This window comes from Janthinobacterium sp. CG_23.4 (genome assembly GCF_029892305.1).
Classification (GTDB): Bacteria; Pseudomonadota; Gammaproteobacteria; order Burkholderiales; family Burkholderiaceae_D; genus Janthinobacterium; species Janthinobacterium lividum_D.
Genome location: NZ_JARXUX010000001.1, coordinates 3,090,590 through 3,114,019, shown reverse-complemented (window position 1 = coordinate 3,114,019; position 23,430 = coordinate 3,090,590). Strand labels below are relative to the sequence as shown.

Annotated in this window: 18 protein-coding genes and 6 tRNA genes; 23 read left to right on the top strand and 1 reads right to left on the bottom strand. The window is 60.1% G+C overall.

Translation table 11 applies throughout. The annotated features are described in order from the left end of the window. Window positions 1-18: 18 nt before the first annotated feature. From H4V96_RS13905 to H4V96_RS13825, 17 genes are all read left to right on the top strand, one after another. Window positions 19-264 (top strand): glutaredoxin family protein, encoded by a 246-nt coding sequence (locus H4V96_RS13905; protein WP_043462420.1) that lies wholly within the window; start codon window positions 19-21, stop codon window positions 262-264. A gap of 305 nt (window positions 265-569) precedes the next feature. Further along, window positions 570-2,360: a translation elongation factor 4 gene (lepA, locus tag H4V96_RS13900; RefSeq protein ID WP_196855542.1), complete on the top strand. Its 1,791-nt coding sequence runs from the start codon at window positions 570-572 to the stop codon at window positions 2,358-2,360. A 3-nt stretch (window positions 2,361-2,363) separates the two neighbouring features. Next, complete coding sequence (lepB, locus tag H4V96_RS13895; RefSeq protein ID WP_196855543.1) at window positions 2,364-3,281, top strand: signal peptidase I; 918 nt, start codon at window positions 2,364-2,366, stop codon at window positions 3,279-3,281. Between the two features lie 95 nt (window positions 3,282-3,376). Then, on the top strand, window positions 3,377-4,192 hold the full coding sequence (gene rnc / locus H4V96_RS13890; protein ID WP_010399484.1) for a ribonuclease III: 816 nt from the start codon (window positions 3,377-3,379) through the stop codon (window positions 4,190-4,192). A 1-nt stretch (window position 4,193) separates the two neighbouring features. Further along, window positions 4,194-5,096, top strand: a complete 903-nt coding sequence (era, locus tag H4V96_RS13885) for a GTPase Era (protein ID WP_010399483.1) — start codon at window positions 4,194-4,196, stop codon at window positions 5,094-5,096. A gap of 28 nt (window positions 5,097-5,124) precedes the next feature. Continuing rightward, complete coding sequence (recO, locus tag H4V96_RS13880) at window positions 5,125-5,997, top strand: DNA repair protein RecO (RefSeq protein ID WP_196855544.1); 873 nt, start codon at window positions 5,125-5,127, stop codon at window positions 5,995-5,997. Between the two features lie 48 nt (window positions 5,998-6,045). Beyond that, window positions 6,046-6,807: a pyridoxine 5'-phosphate synthase gene (gene pdxJ / locus H4V96_RS13875; RefSeq protein WP_010399480.1), complete on the top strand. Its 762-nt coding sequence runs from the start codon at window positions 6,046-6,048 to the stop codon at window positions 6,805-6,807. A 22-nt stretch (window positions 6,808-6,829) separates the two neighbouring features. Beyond that, window positions 6,830-7,225, top strand: coding sequence for a holo-ACP synthase (gene acpS / locus H4V96_RS13870; protein WP_010399478.1), 396 nt, complete (start codon window positions 6,830-6,832; stop codon window positions 7,223-7,225). Window positions 7,226-7,249: 24 nt separating this feature from the next. Beyond that, the gene (uvrC, locus tag H4V96_RS13865) at window positions 7,250-9,130 is read left to right on the top strand and encodes an excinuclease ABC subunit UvrC (protein ID WP_196855545.1); all 1,881 of its coding nucleotides are present in this window, start codon (window positions 7,250-7,252) and stop codon (window positions 9,128-9,130) included. Between the two features lie 188 nt (window positions 9,131-9,318). Continuing rightward, a complete protein-coding gene (gene pgsA, locus H4V96_RS13860) occupies window positions 9,319-9,903 on the top strand; it encodes a CDP-diacylglycerol--glycerol-3-phosphate 3-phosphatidyltransferase (protein WP_010399474.1) in 585 nt (194 codons plus the stop codon). A gap of 108 nt (window positions 9,904-10,011) precedes the next feature. Beyond that, window positions 10,012-10,087 (top strand) — tRNA-Gly (locus H4V96_RS13855). A gap of 92 nt (window positions 10,088-10,179) precedes the next feature. Further along, window positions 10,180-10,255, top strand: a tRNA-Gly gene (locus H4V96_RS13850). A gap of 71 nt (window positions 10,256-10,326) precedes the next feature. Then, window positions 10,327-10,402 (top strand) — tRNA-Gly (locus H4V96_RS13845). A 56-nt stretch (window positions 10,403-10,458) separates the two neighbouring features. Then, window positions 10,459-10,534 (top strand) — tRNA-Gly (locus tag H4V96_RS13840). Between the two features lie 82 nt (window positions 10,535-10,616). Then, a tRNA-Gly gene (locus tag H4V96_RS13835) sits at window positions 10,617-10,692 on the top strand. Window positions 10,693-10,734: 42 nt separating this feature from the next. Then, window positions 10,735-10,808: transfer RNA gene (locus tag H4V96_RS13830), tRNA-Cys, on the top strand. Between the two features lie 307 nt (window positions 10,809-11,115). Continuing rightward, window positions 11,116-11,568: a hypothetical protein gene (locus H4V96_RS13825; protein ID WP_196855546.1), complete on the top strand. Its 453-nt coding sequence runs from the start codon at window positions 11,116-11,118 to the stop codon at window positions 11,566-11,568. A 54-nt stretch (window positions 11,569-11,622) separates the two neighbouring features. On the opposite strand, the gene H4V96_RS13820 is transcribed toward H4V96_RS13825, so the two are convergent. Continuing rightward, window positions 11,623-13,338, bottom strand: a complete 1,716-nt coding sequence (locus tag H4V96_RS13820; protein WP_196855547.1) for a methyl-accepting chemotaxis protein — start codon at window positions 13,336-13,338, stop codon at window positions 11,623-11,625. A gap of 854 nt (window positions 13,339-14,192) precedes the next feature. Between H4V96_RS13820 and fdnG the strand changes: the two genes are divergently transcribed. From fdnG to selB, 6 genes are all read left to right on the top strand, one after another. Continuing rightward, window positions 14,193-17,264 carry a formate dehydrogenase-N subunit alpha gene (gene fdnG, locus H4V96_RS13815; RefSeq protein ID WP_196855548.1) on the top strand — a complete coding sequence of 1,024 codons (3,072 nt, stop codon included), beginning with the start codon at window positions 14,193-14,195 and terminating at the stop codon, window positions 17,262-17,264. A 13-nt stretch (window positions 17,265-17,277) separates the two neighbouring features. After that, entirely contained in the window at window positions 17,278-18,201 is a 924-nt protein-coding gene (gene fdxH, locus H4V96_RS13810) for a formate dehydrogenase subunit beta (RefSeq protein WP_010399464.1), read from the top strand. Then, window positions 18,188-18,871, top strand: coding sequence for a formate dehydrogenase subunit gamma (locus H4V96_RS13805; RefSeq protein ID WP_010399462.1), 684 nt, complete (start codon window positions 18,188-18,190; stop codon window positions 18,869-18,871). Before fdxH ends, H4V96_RS13805 begins: the two co-directional genes overlap by 14 nt. 140 nt (window positions 18,872-19,011) lie before the next feature. Continuing rightward, complete coding sequence (fdhE, locus tag H4V96_RS13800) at window positions 19,012-20,067, top strand: formate dehydrogenase accessory protein FdhE (protein ID WP_070346788.1); 1,056 nt, start codon at window positions 19,012-19,014, stop codon at window positions 20,065-20,067. Further along, window positions 20,064-21,473 (top strand): L-seryl-tRNA(Sec) selenium transferase, encoded by a 1,410-nt coding sequence (selA, locus tag H4V96_RS13795; RefSeq protein ID WP_196855549.1) that lies wholly within the window; start codon window positions 20,064-20,066, stop codon window positions 21,471-21,473. Before fdhE ends, selA begins: the two co-directional genes overlap by 4 nt. Further along, on the top strand, window positions 21,470-23,425 hold the full coding sequence (gene selB / locus H4V96_RS13790; protein ID WP_196855550.1) for a selenocysteine-specific translation elongation factor: 1,956 nt from the start codon (window positions 21,470-21,472) through the stop codon (window positions 23,423-23,425). The genes selA and selB overlap by 4 nt, the downstream gene beginning before the upstream one ends. Window positions 23,426-23,430: the final 5 nt, after the last annotated feature.

Sequence of the window (23,430 nt, the reverse complement as noted above, 5' to 3'; positions counted from 1 at the left end):
CCTTTCCCCTTTTTCCGCATGCATTTCACCCTTTATTCCCGCAGTTACTGCCATTTATGCCAGGACATGCTCGACGCCTTGCTCCTGCTGCAGCCGCCTGAGCAAGCATTTACGGTAGATGTGATCGATATTGACACTTCGCCCGATGCCTCGCTGCTGGCGCGTTTCGATGAGCTTGTGCCCGTGCTGTTTGGCGACCTGACCCAACCCGAGCTATGCCATTATTTCCTGGATGTGGCCGCCGTACGTCGCTGCCTGGCATAGTTGAAATGTCAATATTGACACTGCATTGCACCATTCTGCTGCTTAAAACAGCTGAAAATGTCGCCTCGCCCGGTGCCGGTCTCTGAAAGACGGGCTTTCCGCTCTGAAATCCGGTAAAATGGGGAGGTCGAAAAAGCTACTGTCCGAGGCAGCAGCTTCTGTCGCTTCAAAAGCGCTCGCCTGGGCATGCAGATGTCCTGCTCGGAGCGCTTTTTTCATCATGAGTGGGGCGCCCGGTTTTGGCCCGAGCATGATCCCCATGATTCCTGTTAAAGCAGTGTCGTCACTCGCACATATATTAGTTAATGAACAACATACGCAATTTCTCCATCATCGCCCATATTGACCACGGTAAATCGACCCTGGCTGACCGCATCATTCAATTGTGCGGCGGCTTGTCCGACCGCGAGATGGAGGCGCAGGTGCTCGATTCGATGGATCTGGAGCGCGAGCGCGGCATTACCATCAAGGCGCAGACGGCGGCCCTGCACTACAAGGCGCGCGATGGCCAGATCTATAACCTGAATCTGATCGATACGCCTGGTCACGTCGACTTCAGCTATGAAGTGTCGCGCTCGCTGTCCGCCTGCGAAGGCGCGCTGCTGGTGGTGGATGCGTCGCAAGGCGTGGAAGCGCAAACAGTCGCCAACTGCTACACGGCGCTGGACCTGGGCGTGGAAGTGGTGCCTGTCCTGAATAAGATCGACTTGCCCAACGCAGACCCGCCGAACGCTATTGCCGAGATCGAAGACGTGATCGGCATCGACGCGGGCGACGCCGTGCATTGCTCGGCCAAGACCGGCTTTGGCGTACTGGACGTGCTCGAGCAACTGATCGTCAAGGTGCCGCCACCGAAGGGTGATCCTGATGCGCCGCTGCAGGCGCTGATCGTCGACTCCTGGTATGACGCCTATGTCGGCGTGGTCATGCTGGTACGCGTGGTCAACGGCACCCTGAAACCGAAAGACAAGATCCGCCTGATGGCCACCGATTCGGTGCAACTGGTGGAAGACATCGGCGTGTTCTCGCCGCGTTCGCAATCCTTGCCGCAATTGTCGGCAGGCCAGGTGGGCTTCATCATCGCCGGCATCAAGGAATTGAAGGCGGCCAAGGTGGGTGATACCGTGACCCTGGTCAGCCGTCCTGCCGCCGCGCCATTGCCCGGCTTCAAGGAAGTGCAGCCGCAAGTGTTTGCCGGCCTGTTCCCTGTGGAAGCGAACCAGTACGACGCGCTGCGCGACTCGCTGGAAAAGCTGAAATTGAACGACGCGGCCCTGATGTACGAGCCGGAAGTGTCGCAGGCGCTGGGCTTCGGCTTCCGCTGCGGCTTCCTGGGCTTGCTGCACATGGAAATCGTGCAGGAACGCCTAGAGCGCGAATTCGACATGGACCTCATTACCACGGCGCCTACCGTGGTGTATGAAGTGATCCAGCGCGACGGCAGCCTGATCAACGTCGACAACCCGTCGAAGATGCCCGATCCGTCGCGCATCGAGGAAGTGCGCGAGCCTATCGTCACGGTCAATCTGTACATGCCGCAGGAATACGTCGGCTCCGTCATCACCCTGTGTATCGGCAAGCGCGGCATCCAGATGGACATGAGTTACCACGGCCGCCAGGTCAAGCTCGTGTATGAAATGCCGATGGCCGAGATCGTGCTGGACTTCTTCGATCGCCTGAAATCGACGTCGCGCGGCTATGCCTCGATGGATTACGAGTTCAAGGAATACCGCGCGGCCGACGTGGTCAAGGTCGACATGCTGATCAACAGCGAAAAAGTCGATGCGTTGGCCATCATCGTGCACCGTTCGAACAGCCAGTACCGTGGCCGCCAGGTCGCCGCCAAGATGCGTGAACTGATCCCGCGCCAGATGTTCGACGTGGCTATTCAGGCAACCATCGGTGCCAACATCATTTCGCGCGAGAACGTCAAAGCCTTGCGCAAGAACGTGCTGGCGAAGTGCTATGGCGGCGATATCAGTCGCAAGAAAAAATTGCTGGAAAAACAAAAAGCGGGTAAGAAGCGCATGAAGCAAGTGGGTTCCGTGGAGATCCCGCAAGAAGCATTCCTGGCAATTTTACAAGTGGATGGTTGATCAATGAACCTGCAAGTGATTTTAGGAAATTTCGCTTTAATTTTGTTCGTGCTGATGGTGTTGACGGGCCTGGTCTGGTGCCTCGATGTGTTTTACCTGGCCAAGCAGCGCCGCCAGGCGGCCGACCGCGCCCTGGCTGACTTCGATGCGCGTCAGTCCAAGCTGGCCGCCGAGGGTATCAAGTCCGACGCCGGCGGCAGCCGCGCCACCATCGAGGCAGCGCTGTTGCGCCAGCCGACCTGGGTCGAGTATTCGGGCAGTTTCTTCCCCGTCATCGCCCTGGTGTTTTGTCTGCGTGCATTCCTGTACGAGCCGTTCAAGATCCCGTCGAGCTCGATGGTGCCGACCTTGCTGGTGGGCGATTTGATTCTGGTGAATAAGTTCACCTATGGTATTCGTTTGCCGATCGTCAACAAGCGCATCATTGAAGTGAACGATCCGCAGCGCGGCGACGTGATGGTGTTCAAGTACCCGAAAGATATGTCGCAAGACTACATCAAGCGCGTGATCGGCGTGCCTGGTGATAAAATCACCTATGAAAACAAGCGCTTGACGGTCAACGGCAAGGATGTGGCGTACACCGCGCTGGACGACTATCTGGACGACGAAAGCACGGTCTACCACAAGCAGTTGGAAGAAAACCTGACGGGCGTGAGCCACCGCATCCTTAACGACGAGCCTGCTCCCGCGTTGAACTTGCGCGAAGTGAAGGATTTCCCGCAGCAGGATGCCTGCCGCTACAACGAAGACGGTTTTACCTGTGTGGTGCCGCAAGGCAATTACTTCATGATGGGTGATAACCGCGACAATAGCGCCGACAGCCGCTACTGGGGCTTCGTGCCGAACGAGAACATCGTCGGCAAAGCTTTCCTGGTGTGGATGAGCTTCAGCAATCCGAAACGCGTGGGCGGCATACACTAAGCCGGCCGGGTCTGCCGAGGCAGACTGCCCATGGCTACCGCGCCGATGTCGCGCGCGGTGGCCAGCCGAATTACTCAGATGATACAGAAACAACAATGAATCTTCAGCTATTGCAAAACCGTTTAGGCTATACGTTCCAGGATGCTGGCCTGTTGCAGCAAGCCTTGACGCACCGTAGCCACAGCAGTTTGCATAATGAGCGGCTGGAATTTCTGGGCGACTCCATCCTCAATTGCGTGGTCGCTTCCATCCTGTACGAACGCTTCAAGTCCATCGACGAGGGCGACCTTTCGCGCCTGCGCGCCAATCTGGTGAAGCAGCAGTCGCTATATGAGATCGCGCAAACGCTGGAATTGTCGCAATTTTTGCGCCTGGGCGAAGGCGAGCTGAAGTCTGGCGGTTTCCGCCGTCCGTCTATCCTGGCCGATACCCTGGAAGCCTTGTTGGGCGCCATTTTCCTCGACACGGGTTTTGACGCTGCCAGCATGGTGATCCGCGCCTTCTACATTCCCATCCTCGACTCGGTCGATCCGCAAACCCTGGGCAAGGATGCCAAGACCTTGCTGCAGGAGTTTTTGCAAAGCAAGAAAATTTCGCTGCCACAGTACAATGTGGTGGCCACCCACGGCGCCGCCCACAGCCAGGAATTCGAGATCGAATGCCTGGTGCCGAAATTGAATATCCAGGTCTACGGCCGTGGCGGAAGCCGCCGCGCCGGTGAGCAAGCTGCCGCCAAACTGGCGCTGGACGTGGCTGAGCAGGCGCTGCTGAAGTCGCCTGCCGCCAGCCGCAAGCCCAAACCGCGCGCCGCCCAGCTCAAGCTGGCCGGCATTGCCACCATCCAGAGCGACGCCGCGGTAGCCCCTGTGGCCCCGGCGATCGCCGCTCACACTAAACAGAATCGACACTAGCATGACAGCCACCAAAATGCCCGACCACTTCCGCTGTGGCTATATCGCCATCGTGGGCCGCCCGAACGTGGGCAAATCGACCCTGATGAACGTGCTGATCGGCGCCAAGGTCAGTATCACTTCGCGCAAGGCGCAAACCACGCGCCACCGCATCACGGGCATTCAGACGGTGCCCGATGCGCAGTTCATCTATGTCGATACGCCTGGTTTCCAGACGCGTCACTCGAACGCGCTGAACAAGACGCTCAACAAGACCGTCACCAATACCCTGATTTCCTCGGACGTCATTCTGTACGTGATCGAGGCGGGTACCTTTGGCCCGGCCGACCAGCAAGTGATGGACTTGCTGCCGAAGGAAGTACCATGCATCCTCGTCATCAATAAATCCGACCGGGTCAAGGATAAGGCCGTATTGTTGCCGTTTGCGCAAAAAATTGCCGCCATGCGCGACTTCGCCGCCATCGTCCCCGTTTCGGCCAAGCTGCATTTCCAGTTGGAAGGCTTGCAAAACGAGATCAAGCGTTTCCTACCGGAAAATCAGCCGATCTTTGGCCCGGACGACATCACGGACCGCAGCGAAAAATTCCTCGCCTCGGAAATCGTGCGCGAAAAACTCTTCCGCTTTGTCGGCGACGAATTGCCGTACACGAGCACGGTGCTGATCGAGAAATTCGAGCAGGAAGGCGATCTGCGGCGCGTCTTCGCCGCCATTCTGGTCGAGCGTGATACGCACAAGTCCATGATCATCGGCAACAAGGGCGCGCGCCTGAAGGAAGTGTCCACGCAGGCCCGCCTGGATATGGAAAAACTCTTCGGCGGCCCCGTGTACCTGGAAATCTGGGTCAAGGTCAAGTCGGGCTGGGCCGACAACGAGGCGGGCTTGCGCGCTTACGGCTACGAGTAATCGGCAACCCGGGGGCGACGCTACACGCATGAGCACCACCACGCCAGCGCAGCTTGATATCGCGCCAGCCTCACCTGCTGTCTCCACATCTGCGCCCCCGCCGGTGGCCATCGCGCCGCCGGCCGCACCTTCCGCACCTTCCGCAGCGCCCACCTCGGCTGCCCCCCGGCGCAGCCGTGCGCCCGCGCGCGACGGCCGCATCACGGGCCAGCCAGCCTTCGTGCTGCACAGCTACCCGCACAAAGAAACCAGCCTCATCGTCGACGTGTTCACGCGCGAGTACGGTCGCATCGCGCTCGTCGCCAAGGGCGCCAAGCGGCCCCATTCGCAGTTGCGCGGCGTGCTGCAGACGTTTCAACCGCTGCAAGCGGGCTGGACGGGCAAATCCGAACTGCGTATTTTGACGGGTGCCGAATGGGTCGGTGGCATGTTGCCGCTAGAAAAGACCGCGCTGCTGTGTGGTTTCTATTTGAACGAACTGTTGGTGAAATTGCTGGCGCGCGACGATCCGCATCCGGTCCTGTTCGACCACTACGTTGCCACCTTGAATCAATTGGCGCACAATGAGCCGCCGCCTATCGTGCTGCGCAAGTTCGAGCGCGCCCTGCTCAAGGAAACGGGCGTGGCGGCTGACCTGACGCACTGCACCGGCACGCGCCAGATCGTCGAGGCGGGGCAAGTCTACGTGGTCGACCCGGAACGGGGTCCGCGCCCGGCACGCGCCAGCGATGCCTGGCCTAAGATCACGGGCAAGACCTTGCTCGACATGCAGCGCGAAGATTATCTAGACGTGGCCACGCAGGCGCAAAGCAAGCTGCTGATGCGCTTTTTGCTGGCCCATCAAATGGGGGGCGCCACTTTGAACACGCGCCAGATACTGATCGATTTAATGCAGCTGTAGTGCTGCTCTTTGCCATGCAGCGCCAAGGCACTTTACGGATACCAATATATGAGCTTTTTGCAGCCTTCCGGCCCTGTCATCGACCTGGGCGTCAATATCGACCACGTGGCCACCTTGCGCAATGCGCGCGGCACGCAATATCCCGACCCGCTGCGCGCGGCCTTGCTGGCCGAACAGGCGGGCGCCGATGGCATTACCCTGCATTTGCGCGAAGATCGTCGCCATATCAAGGATGCCGATGTGATCGCCATCGCGCCGCAGTTGCTCACGCGCATGAACCTGGAGGCGGCCGTGACGCAGGAAATGCTCGATTTCGCCTGCGTCATCAAGCCGGCCGACGTTTGCCTGGTGCCGGAAAAACGCACGGAAGTGACCACCGAAGGGGGGCTGGACGTGGTGCGCTACTTCAAGGAAGTGCAAGCTGCGGTCAAACAATTGCAAGGCGAGGGCATCCGCGTGAGTCTGTTCATCGACGCCGACGAGCAGCAGATCGCTGCCGCTGCCGAGCTCGGTGCGCCGGTGATCGAGCTGCACACGGGGCGCTATGCCGACACGGCAGGCGCCGAGCAATTGGCCGAGCTGGAACGCATCAAAGCCGGCGTGCTGTTCGGCGTGGGCCGCGGCCTGAAGGTCAACGCGGGCCACGGCTTGCATTACACCAATGTGCAGGCGATTGCAGCCATTGCTGACATTACTGAACTGAACATCGGCCACGCCATCGTTGCGCACGCCGTGTTTGTCGGCTGGGAAAATGCCGTGCGCGAAATGAAGGCCATCATGGTGGCCGCGCGCCTGGGCAGCAAAGCATAAACGCGCGCACCAAGGAGGCAGCATGATCTACGGTATCGGCACCGATATCTGCAAGATTGCGCGCATCGAGGCGGCACTGGCGCGCCACGGCGAGCGTTTCGCGCAGAAAATACTGGGACCGCAGGAGATGGAGAAATTCCATGCCCGCAGCGCCAAGAACGCGGTGCGCGGCGTGCGTTTTCTGGCCACCCGCTTTGCGGCCAAAGAGGCATTTTCCAAGGCCATTGGCCTGGGCTTGCGCATGCCGATGACGTGGCCTGCGGCGCAAATGCTGAACCATGCCAGCGGCAAGCCGATGATCGTGTGCAGTGGCGTGCTGGCGCACTTCATGCAAGAAAACCGCCTGAGCGCGCAAGTGACGATCAGCGATGAAGAAGACTATGCGGTCGCGTTCGTGATCGTGGAACAAGCAGTGTAACGATGAGCGCGCAATGAGCCAGCAATGACTGAAGCAATATCCGATCTCAATTCCATGGAAACGCCACCCGACCCGCGCGCGCAGGTGCTGGCGACGGTCGCCAAGCTGCCCAACCTGCCTGGCGTGTATCGCTATTTCGACGCCGCCGACAAGGTGTTGTATGTCGGCAAGGCGCGTGATCTGAAAAAACGCGTCGCTAGCTATTTTCAAAAGAATCTGGCCAGCCCCCGCATCGCCATGATGGTCGAGCGCATTGCACGCCTGGAAACGACCGTGACGCATAGCGAAGCCGAGGCGCTGATCCTGGAAAACAACCTGATCAAGGCGCTGCAGCCACGCTACAACATTCTGTTTCGCGACGACAAGTCGTACCCCTATTTGAAAATCACGCATGGCGATGCGCCGCGCATGGTGTATTACCGGGGCGCGGTGGACAAGAAAAACCAGTATTTCGGGCCGTTCCCCAGTTCCTGGGCCGTCAAGGAATCGATGCAGATCTTGCAAAAGGTATTTTTGCTCCGCACCTGCGAGGACAGCGTGTATGCGAACCGCACGCGGCCCTGCCTGTTGCACCAGATTGGCCGCTGCAGCGCGCCCTGCGTCGACCTGATCAGCAAGGAAGACTATAAAAACGACGTGGAAAATGCGGCGCGCTTCCTGCGCGGGCGCCAGAGCGAAGTGATGGCGGACCTGGAAAAGAAGATGCACGCCTTTGCCGCCGAGCTGAAATTCGAGCAGGCGGTAGTGGTGCGCAACCAGATTGGCTCGCTGTCGCGCGTACTGCACCAGCAAAGCATGGAGACCACGGACGACGCCGATGTCGACATCCTCGCCGTGCTGGTGCAGGGCGGGCGCGCCTGCGTCAACCTGGCCATGGTGCGCGGGGGGCGCCACCTGGGCGACCGTGCCTATTTCCCCAGTCAGTTCAGCGACGCGGCAGCGATTGCCGAAGAAGCGATCGAGGTGGAAGTGCTGGCGGCCTTCCTGGCCCAGCACTACACGGAAAAATTCATTCCCGGCACCCTGATACTGAATATCGAGTTTGACCAGCCAGCCCTGATGGTGGCGCTGATGGAGCAGTGCGGCCACCGCATTAACCTGATCTTTCAGCCGCAGGGGCAGCGTCGCCAATGGCTGGAGATGGCGCAAAAAGGCGCCGAGATTTCGCTGGCGCGCTTGCTGTCAGAGCAGGGTTCGCAGCAGTCGCGCACGCGTGCATTGGCCGAGGCGCTGGGACTGGAAATGGAAGAGATCGACAACTTGCGCGTGGAGTGTTTCGACATCAGCCACACGCAGGGCGAGGCGACGCAGGCGTCGTGCGTGGTATTTCATCACCACGCCATGCACAATGGCGAATACCGGCGTTACAACATCAACGACATCACCCCCGGCGACGATTACGCGGCCATGCGCCAGGTCTTGATGCGCCGCTATGAAAAGGTGGCCAATGGCGATGGCGTGATGCCCGACGTGGTGCTGATCGATGGTGGCAAGGGGCAGATCGAAATGGCGCGCCAGGTATTTGCCGAGCTGGGACTCGATATCAGCTTGATCGTCGGCGTGGCCAAGGGGGAAGGGCGCAAGGTGGGCCTGGAAACCCTGCTGTTCGTCGATGGGCGTGCGCCGCAAGCGCTGGGCAAAGAGTCGGCAGCCTTGATGCTGATCGCGCAAATTCGCGACGAGGCGCACCGCTTTGCCATTACGGGCATGCGCGCCAAGCGCGCCAAGACACGTCAGACCTCGCGCCTGGAAGAGATAGAAGGCATAGGCGCCAAGCGCCGGCAGAAACTGCTGTCGCGTTTTGGCGGCTTGCGCGGCGTGGTCGACGCCAGCGTCGAGGATTTGATGTCGGTGGAGGGCATTTCGACGCAGCTTGCGGAAGAGATTTACAAGCAGTTGCATTAGAACGCCTGCGCAAATCGACAGTGCGTGGCGATTCGTCGTCGCTCGCGGTGGTTTTGTTCGGGTTCCTGATTGCCTGCTCCGGTGCTGCGGCAAGCGCACTAGGCTAATGCCCCTGGGCCATGTAGACTAGGGGCGCTTTCTTTACGCTTTCTTCATGTTCAATTCACCCGTTGGCCGATTGTTTGCTTATGCCTTTTAATATTCCCATCCTTTTGACTTGGCTGCGCGTGGCCCTGATCCCACTCGTCGTCGGCGTGTTTTACTTGCCGCCGTCGATGCTGCTGCATGGCGACCAGAACCTCGTCGCCACCCTGGTCTTCATTGTTGCCGCCGTCACCGACTGGTTCGATGGTTTTCTCGCGCGGCGCTGGAACCAGACCTCGGCCTTTGGCGCCTTCCTCGATCCGGTCGCCGACAAGCTGATGGTGGCGGGCGCTTTGCTGGTGCTGGTGCAGCTCGATCGCGTCAATGCCGTGCTGGCCTTCATCATCATTGGCCGTGAAATCACCATTTCCGCATTGCGTGAATGGATGGCGCAGATTGGCGCATCGAAATCGGTGGCCGTCAGTTCGATCGGCAAGATCAAGACGGCTGCGCAAATGACGGCCATTCCCTTGCTGCTGTATCACGACGTGATCTTCGGCGCGATCGATACCCACGTGTGGGGCGAAAAGCTGCTGTGGATCGCCAGCGTGCTGACGGTATGGTCGATGTTCTATTACCTGCGCCTGGCATGGCCGTTGATCAAGGAAAAGGCCGGCAATTTGCATTGAAAGGGGGCAGGCCCACATGCTCTGACTTCAAATATTTTGCAAAAGACCAGATATTGCCAGTTGACAGTCCCTGTAATCCCTCTATAATGCTGGCCTGTTGTTGATGACGCGGGAGTAGCTCAGTTGGTAGAGCGCAACCTTGCCAAGGTTGAGGTCGAGAGTTCGAGACTCTTCTCCCGCTCCAGTTTTCTGGATCGTGTCATAGGTAAAAACAGCAGATGCAGTAAAAAGTAGTACTGGCGGTGCAGTAGAGCTTCTGATACAATGTTGTCCACTGCGGGAGTAGCTCAGTTGGTAGAGCGCAACCTTGCCAAGGTTGAGGTCGAGAGTTCGAGACTCTTCTCCCGCTCCAGTGAATGCTGGATCAGCAGTAAAGCAGCACTGGTAAACGGGTGTAAAAGGCAGTAAAATAGTAGTTCGTATGCGGGAGTAGCTCAGTTGGTAGAGCGCAACCTTGCCAAGGTTGAGGTCGAGAGTTCGAGACTCTTCTCCCGCTCCAGCGCAAGCTGGAGGCAGTACGGTAGGATGGCAGTAGCAGAAAATAGAAGCTCCAATGCGGGAGTAGCTCAGTTGGTAGAGCGCAACCTTGCCAAGGTTGAGGTCGAGAGTTCGAGACTCTTCTCCCGCTCCAGAATTCTAAAGGGAAGCTAAGCTGGCTTCCTTTTTTTATCCGCTCAGTACGTGGCGTGATTAAGTAGTAAACAAGCTCCAATGCGGGAGTAGCTCAGTTGGTAGAGCGCAACCTTGCCAAGGTTGAGGTCGAGAGTTCGAGACTCTTCTCCCGCTCCAGTTTTCAAGGTGGGCCGCAAGGCGCACCCTAGCAGTTCCTCTGGCGAGGTAGCAAAGAGGTTATGCAGCGGCCTGCAAAGCCGTTTAGACGGGTTCGATTCCCGTCCTCGCCTCCAGATAAAAAAAATAGCCCACTTTATAGTGGGCTATTTTTTTGTCTGTTGCCCTACCTTGCTACGGTGTTAATCTCGCATGAGCCGCAGAATCGACTGTTCATCATCATCTGCATGCCGTGCTTGAGGAAAGGCGCGTGCGTCGCTGCCGGGGGGAGCGGTAGCCCAGCATTGCCGCATTTGTCCGCCCGCAACCAAGCCCTGCAGCAGAGCGCTGACGTGGCTGTGCACGCGGCGTAAAATGGGCGATGCCGTGATCTGCGCCATTGATTGAAAATGGACGCAATTGATGAATGTCTGTGGAGTGTGAATGCTGTCGAACGAAGAAGAACAATTGTTACAACAGAGCCAGGCGGGTTTCGATGCTTACTATGACGCGCTGGGGGCGTCGCTGGTGAATTTTGTCGAACGTCTGGGTATCCAGCCCGCGCACGAAGTATTGACGAATGCGGCCGAATACCTGCCTTACATCGATGCGGCCATGCGCACCATCGTCATCCGCGACGAGAGCTGGCAGTGGGTAAAAACCACGCTCGGCTACTTTATCGGCGAATACTTTGTACAGAGTCATGCGGGTTGCTGGTATGTGGAAACGCGGGCCGAATCGCCGCACTTCTGCCTCTATATGGTGGGTGGCTTCGAGCATGGCTTGCCAGCGGATGCGGCTATCGATCCGCAGGCGCTGGCGCTGGCATTTCTGGCCCAATCTGCGCCGCGCGAGCTGGCAAAACTGATTCAGGATGCGCAAGCCAGGCTGGGCTGATGCCTGGCTGCTGCGCCTGCGTGGCAGTCACTGCCACGCATCGATCTTCAGCGTTTAAAACTCTTCCCACTCGCCTTCGGCAGGCTTGGCTGCCTTGCTGTTGGCGCGTGTCACGGGCAGGCGCAGGGCAGGGGCCGTAGCCTTGCGGGCCGCTGCGGCCGCGCTTGCCGTCGCTGCAGGCGTGCTGCGTTGCGCCGCTTTCATGCTGAAACGGTCAGTCGTCGCCGCATTGGCGTCCAGGCGGAAGACGCTGACCACTTGCGCCAGTTCGCTCGCCTGATCCTGCATCGCTTCGGCTGCGGCCGAGGCCTCTTCTACCAGGGCTGCATTTTGCTGGGTCACCTGGTCCATTTCGGAAATGGCCTGGTTGACTTGCTCGATGCCTGCGCTCTGTTCTTCGCTGGCGTTGCTGATCTCGCTCATGATGGATGTGACGAAGCCGATGCTTTGCACGATTTCTTCCATCGTCTTGCCGGCTTTGTCGACCAGGTCCGTGCCCACGTCGACCTTTTGCACGGAGTCGTCGATCAAGCCCTTGATTTCCTTGGCCGCCGCTGCCGAGCGCTGTGCCAGGTTGCGCACTTCCGTGGCCACCACGGCAAAGCCGCGGCCCTGTTCGCCGGCGCGTGCCGCTTCCACAGCCGCGTTCAGGGCCAGGATATTCGTCTGGAAGGCGATGCCGTCGATGACCGAGATGATATCGACGATTTTCTTCGACGAGGTATTGATCTCGCCCATGGTGGCGACCACTTCCGCCACCACGGCGCCGCCGCGGCTGGCGATGCCGGCCGCGTCGCCAGCGAGTTTGTTCGCCTGGCGCGCATTATCCGCATTCTGCTTTACGGTCGAGGTCAGCTCTTCCATCGACGAGGCAGTTTCTTCCAGCGAACTGGCTTGCTGTTCCGTGCGCGACGACAGGTCCTGGTTGCCGGCGGCAATTTCTGCGGAAGCCGTGGCGATGGTGTCGGTGCCGCTGCGCACCTGGCTCACGATGCCGACCAGGCTGTCGTTCATGCTTTTCAGGGCCTGCATCAGCTGCCCTGTTTCATCGCGGCCTTGCACCGTGATTGTGCTGCTCAGGTCGCCTGCTGCCACGGTTTCTGCCACTTTCACGGCGTCGCGGATGGGGCCGGTGATCGAGCGCGTGATCCACCAAGCGAAACCGATGCCCATCAGCACGGCCAGCAGGCCCATGCTGATGAGGAAGGCACGGGTGTCGCTATACGACTCGACGATGCTGGCGCCGACGGCGTCGGAAGCGTTGATCTGCATGGTGGCAAATTGCTTCACTTCGGCCAGGTAAGCCTTGGTGATCGGTGTCACTTCTTTGTCGAACACTTCCTTGGCGCCTGCCATGTCGCCGTCGGCCTTCATCTTGAAGGCGCGTGCGCGCGTCGTCACATAGTCGGTGCGCACCTTGCGCACCACCTTGAATTGCTCGATCACGCCCGGATTGCGCAATGCGGCGGCGATATCATCTTGCAGCTTGCTGGAGCGTGCCGCATCGACTTTGAGATCTTCTTCGATTTTTGCGCGCACGACGGGATCCGCGATTTCAAACGAGGCTACGCCGCGCACGCTGTTCACTTCGATGATCTTCGACCATTCGGCCACCATGCGCTGGTTCTTGATGCTGGTATTGAGCAGGCGGTCAGTCAGGGCGCTGGCCGTTTGCATGCGTACGATAGCGGTGACGGTCAAGGCGGCAAGCAGCAACAATACGATAGCAAAGCCGACGCCAAGGCGGCTGCCGATGTTCAGGTTTTTCATGTAATTCCTAACAGTTAATTGTCATGATCGCCGCCGCCCGCAGGGGCAGGCAGTCGCCGCAAGGCGCAGGGGATCGTGGTTTTCGGGTGCCGCATGGTGACATGGCGCCGCGCCGCGCAGTGCGCGCCGTGGAGGTAAAGCAAGGGGTGTGACGGCGTGGGAATGCTACTGCCCAGCTGAGGCGAGTATAGCATTGACGCACGGAAATAGTTTTTCAAGCAATTTAAATTGCTTGTCGATATTTACTTATTGTTGCTTTTCTGCACCAATTACCTAGTCAATAAGTACTATCACTTACATGTTGCCTTGCCTTCCACCGCACTGCTTGATGTCCATATCATGACAATCAGGCATAGTCAGGCATCAGTCAGGGTCTTCTCTGCAGCAACAGCGCATGCGCGCAGGCAAGGCGATCACGATTGCCGTACTGCGAGGCCTTGCCCCTGACCTTGGGTGTCACGCCACTGGCGGCTATGCCTGAGGAAGGCTTGCCGACTTTCACCGTGACGGCGTCGAAGGGCACGATTTGCGCGACAGTCTGTCGCTAGCCTGGCAGTTTGTTCGCATTCAAAAGTCGCTTGCGATCCTGGTTTTTCATCAGTGAAGAATTGTATGTGTGCGCACACTACCGGCTTGGAGTCATTGTTCGCGTAGCGATAGTGTTTTGAGTAGCCGCCTATTGCCTATGGAAAAATGTTGTCTATGTGCAATTTATTCGAGCACTCCAAGCCTTGACGAGATTTGAGGGGTAAAATGATGCCATGCGGAACAGGTATGGTGCTTATATCTTATTGATATGACACCTCCATGACACCGTATGACTTTTTATTTACTCACATCATAGAGGCCTGAATATGGTTCAGATGTCCAGGCGCCAGTTCCTTCGGGTAACTGGCGCGACCATTGCTGGCTCCAGCCTCGCCTTGCTCGGTTTTGCACCGGGCCAGGCGATGGCGGAAGTGCGGCAATACAAGCTGTCTCGCACGACCGAGACACGCAATACGTGTCCTTATTGTTCGGTAGGATGCGGCATCCTGCTGTATGGACTGGGCGACGGCGCGAAAAATGCCGTCTCCAGCATCATCCACGTGGAAGGCGATGCCGATCACCCGGTAAACCGTGGCACCCTGTGCCCGAAAGGCGCCAGTCTGATCGACTTTATCCACAGTCCGAGTCGCTTGAAAGTGCCCGAATACCGCGCACCCGGTGGCACGGAATGGCAACCGATCTCCTGGGATGTGGCGCTCGACAAGATCGCGCGCCTGATGAAGGATGATCGCGATGCCAACCTGATCGAAAAGAATGCCGACGGCAAGACCGTCAACCGCTGGCTCTCCACCGGCATGCTTGCCGCGTCCGCCGGCAGCAACGAGGTCGGTTACCTGACCCACAAGACAGTGCGCAGCATGGGGATGCTGACCTTTGATAATCAGGCGCGTGTATGACACGGACCGACGGTGGCAGGTCTTGCCCCGACGTTTGGCCGTGGCGCGATGACGAATCATTGGGTCGATATCAAGAATGCCGATGTGATTTTGGTCATGGGCGGCAATGCAGCAGAAGCACATCCTTGCGGCTTCAAATGGGTAACGGAAGCGAAGGCGCATAACAAGGCCAAGCTGATTGTTGTCGATCCGCGTTTTACCCGTACCGCATCCGTGGCAGATTACTACTGCGCCACGCGCACCGGCACGGACATCGTTTTCCTCGGCGCGATCATCAATTATCTGCTGACGAACGACAAGATCCAGCATGAGTACGTGCGTAACTACACGGACATGCCTTTCATCGTGCGCGAAGACTATGCGTTCGAAGATGGCCTGTTCTCGGGTTATGACAAGGAAAAAGGCAAGTACACCGACAAGGCCACCTGGGATTACGAGATCGGCGACGATGGCTATGCCAAGGTCGACCCGACGCTCGAACATCCGCGCTGCGTCTACCAGATGATGAAGAAGCACTACGCACGTTACACGACCGAGATGGTCGAACGCACGTGTGGCGTGTCGCCTGAAAAGTTCCACAAGGTGGCAGAGGCACTCGCCTCGACCGCCGTGCCGGGACGCGCGGGTACCATCTTGTACGCACTGGGCTGGACGCACCACTCGACGGGCGCGCAAACCATCCGCACGGGCGCCATGGTGCAGTTGTTGCTGGGTAATATGGGTATCGCCGGCGGCGGCATGAACGCCTTGCGCGGCCACTCGAACATCCAGGGCTTGACCGACTTGGGCCTGATGTCAAACCTGTTGCCAGGTTATATGACCCTGCCTAACGAGCGCGAGCAGGATTTCGATGCCTACATCGCTGCGCGCGCGACCAAGCCGCTGCGGCCTAACCAGCTCAGCTACTGGAGCAATTACCGCAAGTTCCACGTCAGCTTCATGAAGACGTGGTGGGGTGATTTTGCCACGGCCGAGAACAATTACGCCTTCGACTACTTGCCGAAACTCGACAAGCCGTATGACTTGATGCAAGCGATCGAGAACATGCATCAAGGCAAGATGACCGGCTATATCTGCCAGGGCTTCAACGTGCTGGCGTCCGCGCCGAACAAGCAGAAGGTCACAGAAGCGCTGTCGAAGCTGAAGTTCCTCGTCATCATGGACCCGTTGGCCGTGGAAACGGGCGAATTCTGGAAGCCGCACGGGCAATATCACGAAGTCGATCCGACCAAGATCATGACGGAAGTGTTCCGCTTGCCGACCACCTGCTTCGCCGAAGAGCGCGGTTCGCTGGTGAGCTCGGCGCGCGTGCTGCAGTGGCACTGGCAGGCGGCCGAACCGCCGGGCCAGGCGCGCAGCGACCTGGAAATCATGTCCGGCCTGTTCTTGCGCATGCGCACGCTGTACAAGAAGGAGGGTGGCAAGTTTCCCGATCCTATCGTCAACCTGACCTGGAATTATGCGCAGCCGCATAACCCGCAGCCGGAAGAAATCGCCCGCGAATTCAACGGCAAGGCATTGGCCGACTTGTACGATCTCAAAGATCCGACCAAGTTGTTGCTGAAGAAGGGCGAGCAGCTGGCCTCGTTTGCGCAATTGCGTGACGATGGCAGCACCAGCAGCGGTTGCTGGATCTTTGCCGGCAGTTGGACGCAGGCGGGCAACCAGATGGGACGGCGCGATAACAGCGACCCGACCGGCATCGGTCAGACGCTGGGCTGGGCCTGGGCGTGGCCGGCGAACCGGCGCGTGCTGTATAACCGTGCTTCGTGCGACTTGAAAGGCAAGCCTTTCGATCCGACCCGCAAGTTGATCGAGTGGAATGGCACGAATTGGAGCGGGGCCGATATTCCCGACTTCAAGGCCGACGAACCGCCGGAAAATGGCATGGGTCCGTTCATCATGCTGGGCGAGGGCGTGGCGCGTTTCTTTGCGCGTGGCGCCATGGCCGAAGGGCCGTTCCCCGAGCATTACGAGCCGTTCGAAAATCCGCTCGGTTACAACCCGATGCATCCGAAAAATCCGATGGCGACCAGCAACCCGGCCGCGCGCGTGTTCGCCGAGGATCGGAAAATGCTCGGTACGCATGAGGAATATCCGCATGTGGCGACCAGCTACCGCCTGACCGAGCATTTCCATTACTGGACCAAGCATGCACGCCTGAATGCCATCATCCAGCCGCAGCAATTCGTTGAAATTGGCGAAGAGCTGGCCAAGAGCATCGGCGTCGTCGCCGGTGGTGAAGTGCGCGTCAGTTCCAAGCGAGGCCACATCATCGCCAAGGCCGTGGTCACCAAGCGCATCAAAGCGCTGATGATCGAAGGCAAGCAGGTGCATACCGTGGGCCTGCCGTTGCACTGGGGCTTTGCGGGCGTGGCCAAGCCCGGGTATCTGATTAATACCCTGACGCCAGGCGTGGGGGATGCCAATTCGCAAACGCCGGAATTCAAGTCCTTCTTGGTGAAGGTGGAAAAAGCATGATGGGAGCTCAATAATGGCACTGCAATCCTTAGATATCCGGCGCCTGTCGGCTACCACGGTAACGCCGCCGCAAGCGCGCAGCCCGGTGACGGGCACCGTGGCCAAGCTGATCGATGTGTCGAAATGCATCGGCTGCAAGGCTTGCCAGACAGCGTGCATGGAATGGAACGACTTGCGCGACGAAGTCGGCGAAAACCATGGCACCTATGACAATCCGACGGACTTGACGCCGCAATCGTGGACGGTGATGCGTTTTGCCGAACACGAAGACAACGACGGTAACCTCGAGTGGCTGATCCGCAAGGATGGCTGCATGCACTGCGAGGACCCGGGCTGTCTGAAGGCCTGTCCGGCGCCGGGCGCCATCGTGCAATACACGAATGGCATTGTGGATTTCCACCAGGAAAACTGCATCGGCTGCGGCTACTGCGTGGCTGGCTGTCCTTTCGACGTGCCGCGTATTTCGAAGAAGGACGACCGCGCCTACAAGTGCACCTTGTGCTCGGATCGCGTGGCCGTTGGCCAGGAACCGGCCTGCGTGAAAACCTGTCCGACCGGCGCCATCCTCTTCGGCACCAAGGAAGACATGAAGGTGCATGCGGAAGAGCGTATCGTCGACCTGAAATCGCGTGGTTTCGAGAATGCGGGTCTGTATGATCCGCTGGGCGTGGGCGGCACGCACGTGATGTACGTGTTGCACCATGCCGACAAGCCGAAGCTGTATTCGAACTTGCCGGAACGCCCGCGCATCAGTCCGATGGTGGGCTTCTGGAAGGGCTGGTCCAAGCCGCTGGCAGTGGCCGGCATAGCTGCCACGGCACTGGCAGGCTTTTTCCATTACACGCGCATCGGTCCGAACGAAGTGAGCAAGAAAGAAGAGCACGAAGCCTTGGAAGAGGCCAAGCGTATCCGGGAGGAACAGCATGAATCACAGTGAACAGCAGAGTGAACATCACGATGGCAAGCTGTTCGACAAGGATGGCAATCCCCTGATTGAACGCTACAATCCCAACGAGCGTTCCAATCACTGGGTCACTTCCATCACTTTCGTCATGCTGGCGCTGTCCGGCCTGGCCATGTTCCATCCTTCGATGGCATGGATGGCCAACCTGTTCGGCGGCGGGCAATGGACGCGTATTTTGCATCCGTTTGCCGGCGTGCTGATGTTTGTCTCGTTCGCGATCCTGGTGGTGCGCTTCTGGCACCACAACCAGTTCGAGGACGGCGACAAGCAGTGGCTGAAACAGATGGACGACGTGCTCAACAACCGTGAGGAAAAGCTTCCTAAGATCGGCAAATACAATGCCGGCCAGAAGATCCTGTTCTTCGCGCTGCTCGCTTTCATGGTGGGATTGTTGCTGTCTGGCATCGTGATCTGGCGCGCGTATTTCGCGTTCTATTTCCCGATTCCCGTCATCCGCGCTGCCGCCTTGCTGCACGCTGTTTGTGCCTTCGGTATCATCTGCGCCATCATCGTGCATATCTATGCGGCGCTGTGGGTCAAGGGCTCGATCGGCGCCATGGTGCGCGGCACCGTCACTTACGGCTGGGCGCGCAAGCACCATCCGAAGTGGTTTGAGGCGGTAATACGCAACAGCAAGGATTAAGCTGTCGTCAGTGAGACCCTGCTGTAAGAGCCGGGGCCGGTCCCAGAGGATCGGCCCCTTTCTCTATATCGATTAAAATACTTTGACAGCATAGCCAACTCCGCTGGCTCTGCTTTGCCTTTTTTGATGGGAAAACTCCATTGGTACAACGCATTCTTCAGCCAGGCGAAATCGAAGGCCTGGACCACAACGCGATTCCGCGCCTGCTGCTGCCGCAGCCTGACAGCCTGTTCAAGGCCCGCGCCTTGCGCTTGCGCGAGTTGGCGCAAGGCAATATCAAGGGCATCCCCGTCGACGCGGGCATGCAGGGCTACCTGGTGCTGATGGCCGCGCTGGCCGACGCGCAGGCCGCCGTGGTAGGAAAACTGGCGCCTGGCGCCGTGCCTGCCGCCGATCCCGACGCGCTGCGCCGCGCGATGCAGCACCGCATGCCCGTGTTGCCCGTCAACGGCGCCCGTCCACCCGTGTGGCGCGACATCTTTGCCAGCGTGCTCGATGAACTGGCCGTCACGGCAGCGAGCGTGCCGGCATTGTCCGCCGGCTTGACGCAGGTGCTGCTCCAGTTGCGCGCGCTCGACGCGTCAGCGCTCGATGCCTGCGCCGATGCCGTGCTCGATGAAAACGGCGACAACCTCAATCCCATGCACGCGCCCTTCGTTGCGGCAGCGCTGCAAATCCTGTGGTCGGTATCGGCCAGCGAACTGCGCGCCGCGCGCGTGCCGGACCTTGAAACGGGTACCCTGTGTCCGGTGTGTGGTTCGCATCCCGTCGCCAGCGTGATCCGCATCGGCGGCCAATCGCAAGGCTATCGCTATCTGCACTGCGGTATCTGCGAAAGCGAATGGCATATGGTGCGCGTGAAGTGCTCGACCTGCGAACACAATGGCAAGATTGCCTATCAGGGCCTGGACGCGGCCGAAGCGGCACCGTTCGACCCCGTGACGGCGAAGGACGATAAATTGCCCAACAAGGCGAATGATCCCAAGAAGGTGGCGCGCGCGGAAACCTGCGAAGACTGCCATACCTACCGCAAGGTCTTCAATCAGGAGCATGACTACAACGTCGAGCCGCTGGCCGACGACCTGGCCAGCCTGATGCTCGACCTGCTGGTGGGCGAAGCGGGCTACCAGCGCGCCAGCGGCAATCCGCTGCTGTGGCTGGGCAAGAGCGAAAGCGGCGAGGACGCGCAGCCATGATGACAGGGCAAACCGTGCGCCTGCCGTCGGTCGACCGCATCCTCGGTGACGCGGCTTGCCTGGGCCTGATTGCGCACTATGGCCGCGTGCAGAGCCTGGCCTGCGCGCGTACCGTGCTGGCCGAATTGCGCGCCGCCATGCTGGCCGGTGCCGTCTGTGAAGAGGGCGCATCACTGGCTGCCATCGTCGCGCAAATGGCCGAACGCCTGCAGGCGCAATCGCGCTCGCAGCTGCGCGCCGTGTTCAACCTGACGGGCACCGTGCTGCATACGAATTTGGGTCGGGCGCTGCTGCCCGACGCCGCCGTGCAAGCCGTGGTGGAAGCGATGCAATCGCCGATGAACCTGGAATTTGACCTCGAGACAGGCAAGCGCGGCGACCGCGACGACCTGGTCGAGGAGCTGCTGCGTGAACTGACGGGGGCCGAAGCGGCCACCATCGTCAACAACAATGCCGCCGCCGTGCTGCTGATGCTCAACACTTTGGCACAGAACAAGGAAGTCATTGTTTCGCGCGGCGAACTGGTGGAAATCGGCGGCGCCTTCCGCATTCCCGACGTCATGACGCGCGCCGGCGCCGTGCTGCGCGAAGTGGGTAGTACTAACCGCACCCATCTGGACGATTACGCGGACGGCATCAACGAGCACACCGGCTTGCTGATGAAAGTGCATTGTAGCAATTACGTGATCACCGGCTTCACGAAAAGCGTGGAGCTCGACGAACTGGCGCCGCTGGGTGCAAAACACGGCGTGCCGACGGCGGTGGACCTGGGCAGCGGCACATTGCTTGATTTGGTTCAATACGGGCTACCGCATGAAACGACGGTGCGCGAAACGATAGCGGCGGGCGCCGACCTGGTAACCTTTAGCGGTGATAAATTGCTGGGCGGCCCGCAATGCGGCATCATTGTCGGACGCGCCGACCTGATTGCGAAGATCAAGCGCAACCCCCTGAAACGCGCGCTGCGCGTGGGCAAACTGACGCTGGCGGCATTGGCTCCGGTGTTGCAGCTGTACCGCGCGCCGGACTTGCTGGCCGAGCGCCTGACCACGTTGCGCTTGCTGACGCGGCCTGCGGCCGCCATGCGCGCGCAAGCCGAGCTGCTGCTGCCGGCGTTGCAGCAGGTGCTGGGAAAAGCCTACGTTGTGACGGCCGAAGCCATGAAAAGCCAGATCGGCAGCGGCGCCTTGCCCATCGACCAGCTGCCCAGCTTTGGCTTGGCCATCCGCAGCGTGCCGGGCTCGCGCCTGAGTAATCCATTGGGAACGCTGGAACAGCGTTTGCGTGCCTTGCCACGTCCTGTAATCGGGCGCATTGGCCAGGATGCGCTGTGGCTGGACCTGCGCTGCCTGGAGGCGCCGCACGAGACGGCTTTCATCGCGCAGCTCGCCGAGTTATCCGCATGATCGTCGGTACCGCTGGCCATATCGACCATGGCAAGACGACGCTGACGCGCGCGCTGACGGGCGTGCACACGGACCGCCTGAAAGAAGAGCAGGCGCGCGGCATTTCGATTGAACTGGGCTATGCCTATCTGCCGCTGGCGGACGGCACGGTGCTGGGCGTGATCGATGTGCCTGGCCACGAAAAATTCATCCGCACCATGGCTTCCGGCGTGACGGGCATCGACTTTGCCCTGCTAGTGGTGGCTGCCGACGATGGCATCATGCCGCAGACGCACGAGCACCTGGCTATTTTGCAGCTGCTCGGCGTGGGGCGCGGCGCCGTGGCGTTGAGCAAGGTCGACCGCGTCGACGGCGCCCGCGTGGCGCAGGTGACAGCCGACATCGAGGCGCTGCTGGCCGGCACGCCGCTCGCAGGCAGCCCGGTTTTCTGCACCGCTGCCAGCGGCGACAACGATCCCGGTGTGGCTGCCTTGCTGGCGCACCTGACGCAAGTGGCGCACGACTTGCCGCAACGCGACGAGCGGCGCTTGTTCCGCCTGGGCGTGGACCGTGTGTTTACCTTGTCGGGGCAGGGCACCATCGTCACCGGCACGGCGCTGGCCGGCATGGCCAAGGTGGGGCACACGCTGCAGCTGGTGCCGGGCGGCACAGGCGCGCGCGTGCGCAGCATCCATGCGCAAAACCGCGCGGCGGACACGGGCTTGGCGGGCCAGCGCCTGGCGCTGAACCTGGCCGGCATCGAGCGCGAGCGCATCGAACGGGGCAACTGGATCGTTGCGCCGCAACTGGCACAATGCTCGGAGCGCCTCGACGTGCAACTGACTTTGCTGCCCGACGCGGGCGTGCAATTGAAAGCCTGGTCGCCGCTGCACGTGCACTTGGGGGCGGCGCACCAGGTGGCGCGCGCCGTCATGCTCGATGGCGTAAGCTTGGGGCCGGGGCAGACGGGCAGGGTGCAGCTGGTGTTCGACGCACCCATGCACGGCGTGCCCGGTGACCGCTTCGTCGTGCGCAATGCGCAAGCGACGCAAACGGTGGGCGGCGGTATGGTGCTCGATCCGTTCGGCCCCGCGCGCAAGCGGCGCAGCCCGGCCAGGCTTGCCTGGCTCGATGCTCTGGCAGCCTTTGTCGCGCACGGCGACTATGCGGCGCTGCTGGCGCAAAGCCCGCTGGGCTTGCGCGAGTCGCTGCTGGTGCGCCTGTCGCTGCTGCCGGCGCACGCCATCGCGCTGCCGCCCGATACGCGCCGCATCGCTCTGCGCGCAAACGATGCCCTGCTGCTGGCGCCGGCGGCGCAGGCCGCGCTGGAAGAGCGGCTACTGGCCGCCCTGGCGGTGTTCCACGCGCGCGCGCCCGATGAGGCAGGGCCGGAACTGTGGCGCTTGAAGCGCATCGTTGACGCGGAGATGGAAGACGCTTTGTGGAGCCACCTGGTCGAAGGCTTGCTGGCGCGCGGCGAGGTGCAGGCGCGCGGTGCCAGCCTGCATCTGCCGACGCACAGCGTGGAGCTGACGGCGCAGGAGGCGGCGCTGGCCGAACCCTTGCTGGCGCTGTTGCTGCAGGGGCGCTACGATCCGCCGTGGACGCGTGACCTGGCGCGCGACTTCGGCCTGGCCGAAGATGAAACGCGCCGGCTGTTGCGCAAACTTGCCAAGGCAGGACAGGTCAGCCAGGTGGTGCACGACCTGTTTTATCACCAGGCGGCGCTGGCCGAGCTGGCGCAACTGGTGCGTAGCCTGGCTGAAAAAGCCGAACAGGAAGAAGGTTTGCCTGCCGGCAATGGTGCCGTGGGTGCCGCCACCTTCCGCGACGCTAGCGGCCTGGGCCGAAAGCGGGCGATCCAGGTCTTGGAATTTTTTGACCGCGTAGGTTATACTCGTCGTGTTGGCAATGGGCATTTACTGCGCCCGCAGGCGCTATGGTCCTACACTGCAGGCTTGCCCAACAGCTAGTTCAG

Coding starts and splice junctions, on each gene's coding strand:
- pdxJ (WP_010399480.1), top strand. CDS start 6,046: ATGAGCTTTTTGCAGCCTTCCGGCCCTGTCATCGACCTGGGCGTCAAT.
- fdxH (WP_010399464.1), top strand. CDS start 17,278: ATGGCACTGCAATCCTTAGATATCCGGCGCCTGTCGGCTACCACGGTA.
- H4V96_RS13805 (WP_010399462.1), top strand. CDS start 18,188: ATGAATCACAGTGAACAGCAGAGTGAACATCACGATGGCAAGCTGTTC.
- H4V96_RS13825 (WP_196855546.1), top strand. CDS start 11,116: ATGCTGTCGAACGAAGAAGAACAATTGTTACAACAGAGCCAGGCGGGT.
- lepB (WP_196855543.1), top strand. CDS start 2,364: ATGAACCTGCAAGTGATTTTAGGAAATTTCGCTTTAATTTTGTTCGTG.
- acpS (WP_010399478.1), top strand. CDS start 6,830: ATGATCTACGGTATCGGCACCGATATCTGCAAGATTGCGCGCATCGAG.
- H4V96_RS13820 (WP_196855547.1), bottom strand. CDS start 13,338: ATGAAAAACCTGAACATCGGCAGCCGCCTTGGCGTCGGCTTTGCTATC.
- uvrC (WP_196855545.1), top strand. CDS start 7,250: ATGACTGAAGCAATATCCGATCTCAATTCCATGGAAACGCCACCCGAC.
- selA (WP_196855549.1), top strand. CDS start 20,064: ATGATGACAGGGCAAACCGTGCGCCTGCCGTCGGTCGACCGCATCCTC.
- lepA (WP_196855542.1), top strand. CDS start 570: ATGAACAACATACGCAATTTCTCCATCATCGCCCATATTGACCACGGT.
- pgsA (WP_010399474.1), top strand. CDS start 9,319: ATGCCTTTTAATATTCCCATCCTTTTGACTTGGCTGCGCGTGGCCCTG.
- selB (WP_196855550.1), top strand. CDS start 21,470: ATGATCGTCGGTACCGCTGGCCATATCGACCATGGCAAGACGACGCTG.
- rnc (WP_010399484.1), top strand. CDS start 3,377: ATGAATCTTCAGCTATTGCAAAACCGTTTAGGCTATACGTTCCAGGAT.
- era (WP_010399483.1), top strand. CDS start 4,194: ATGACAGCCACCAAAATGCCCGACCACTTCCGCTGTGGCTATATCGCC.
- H4V96_RS13905 (WP_043462420.1), top strand. CDS start 19: ATGCATTTCACCCTTTATTCCCGCAGTTACTGCCATTTATGCCAGGAC.
- recO (WP_196855544.1), top strand. CDS start 5,125: ATGAGCACCACCACGCCAGCGCAGCTTGATATCGCGCCAGCCTCACCT.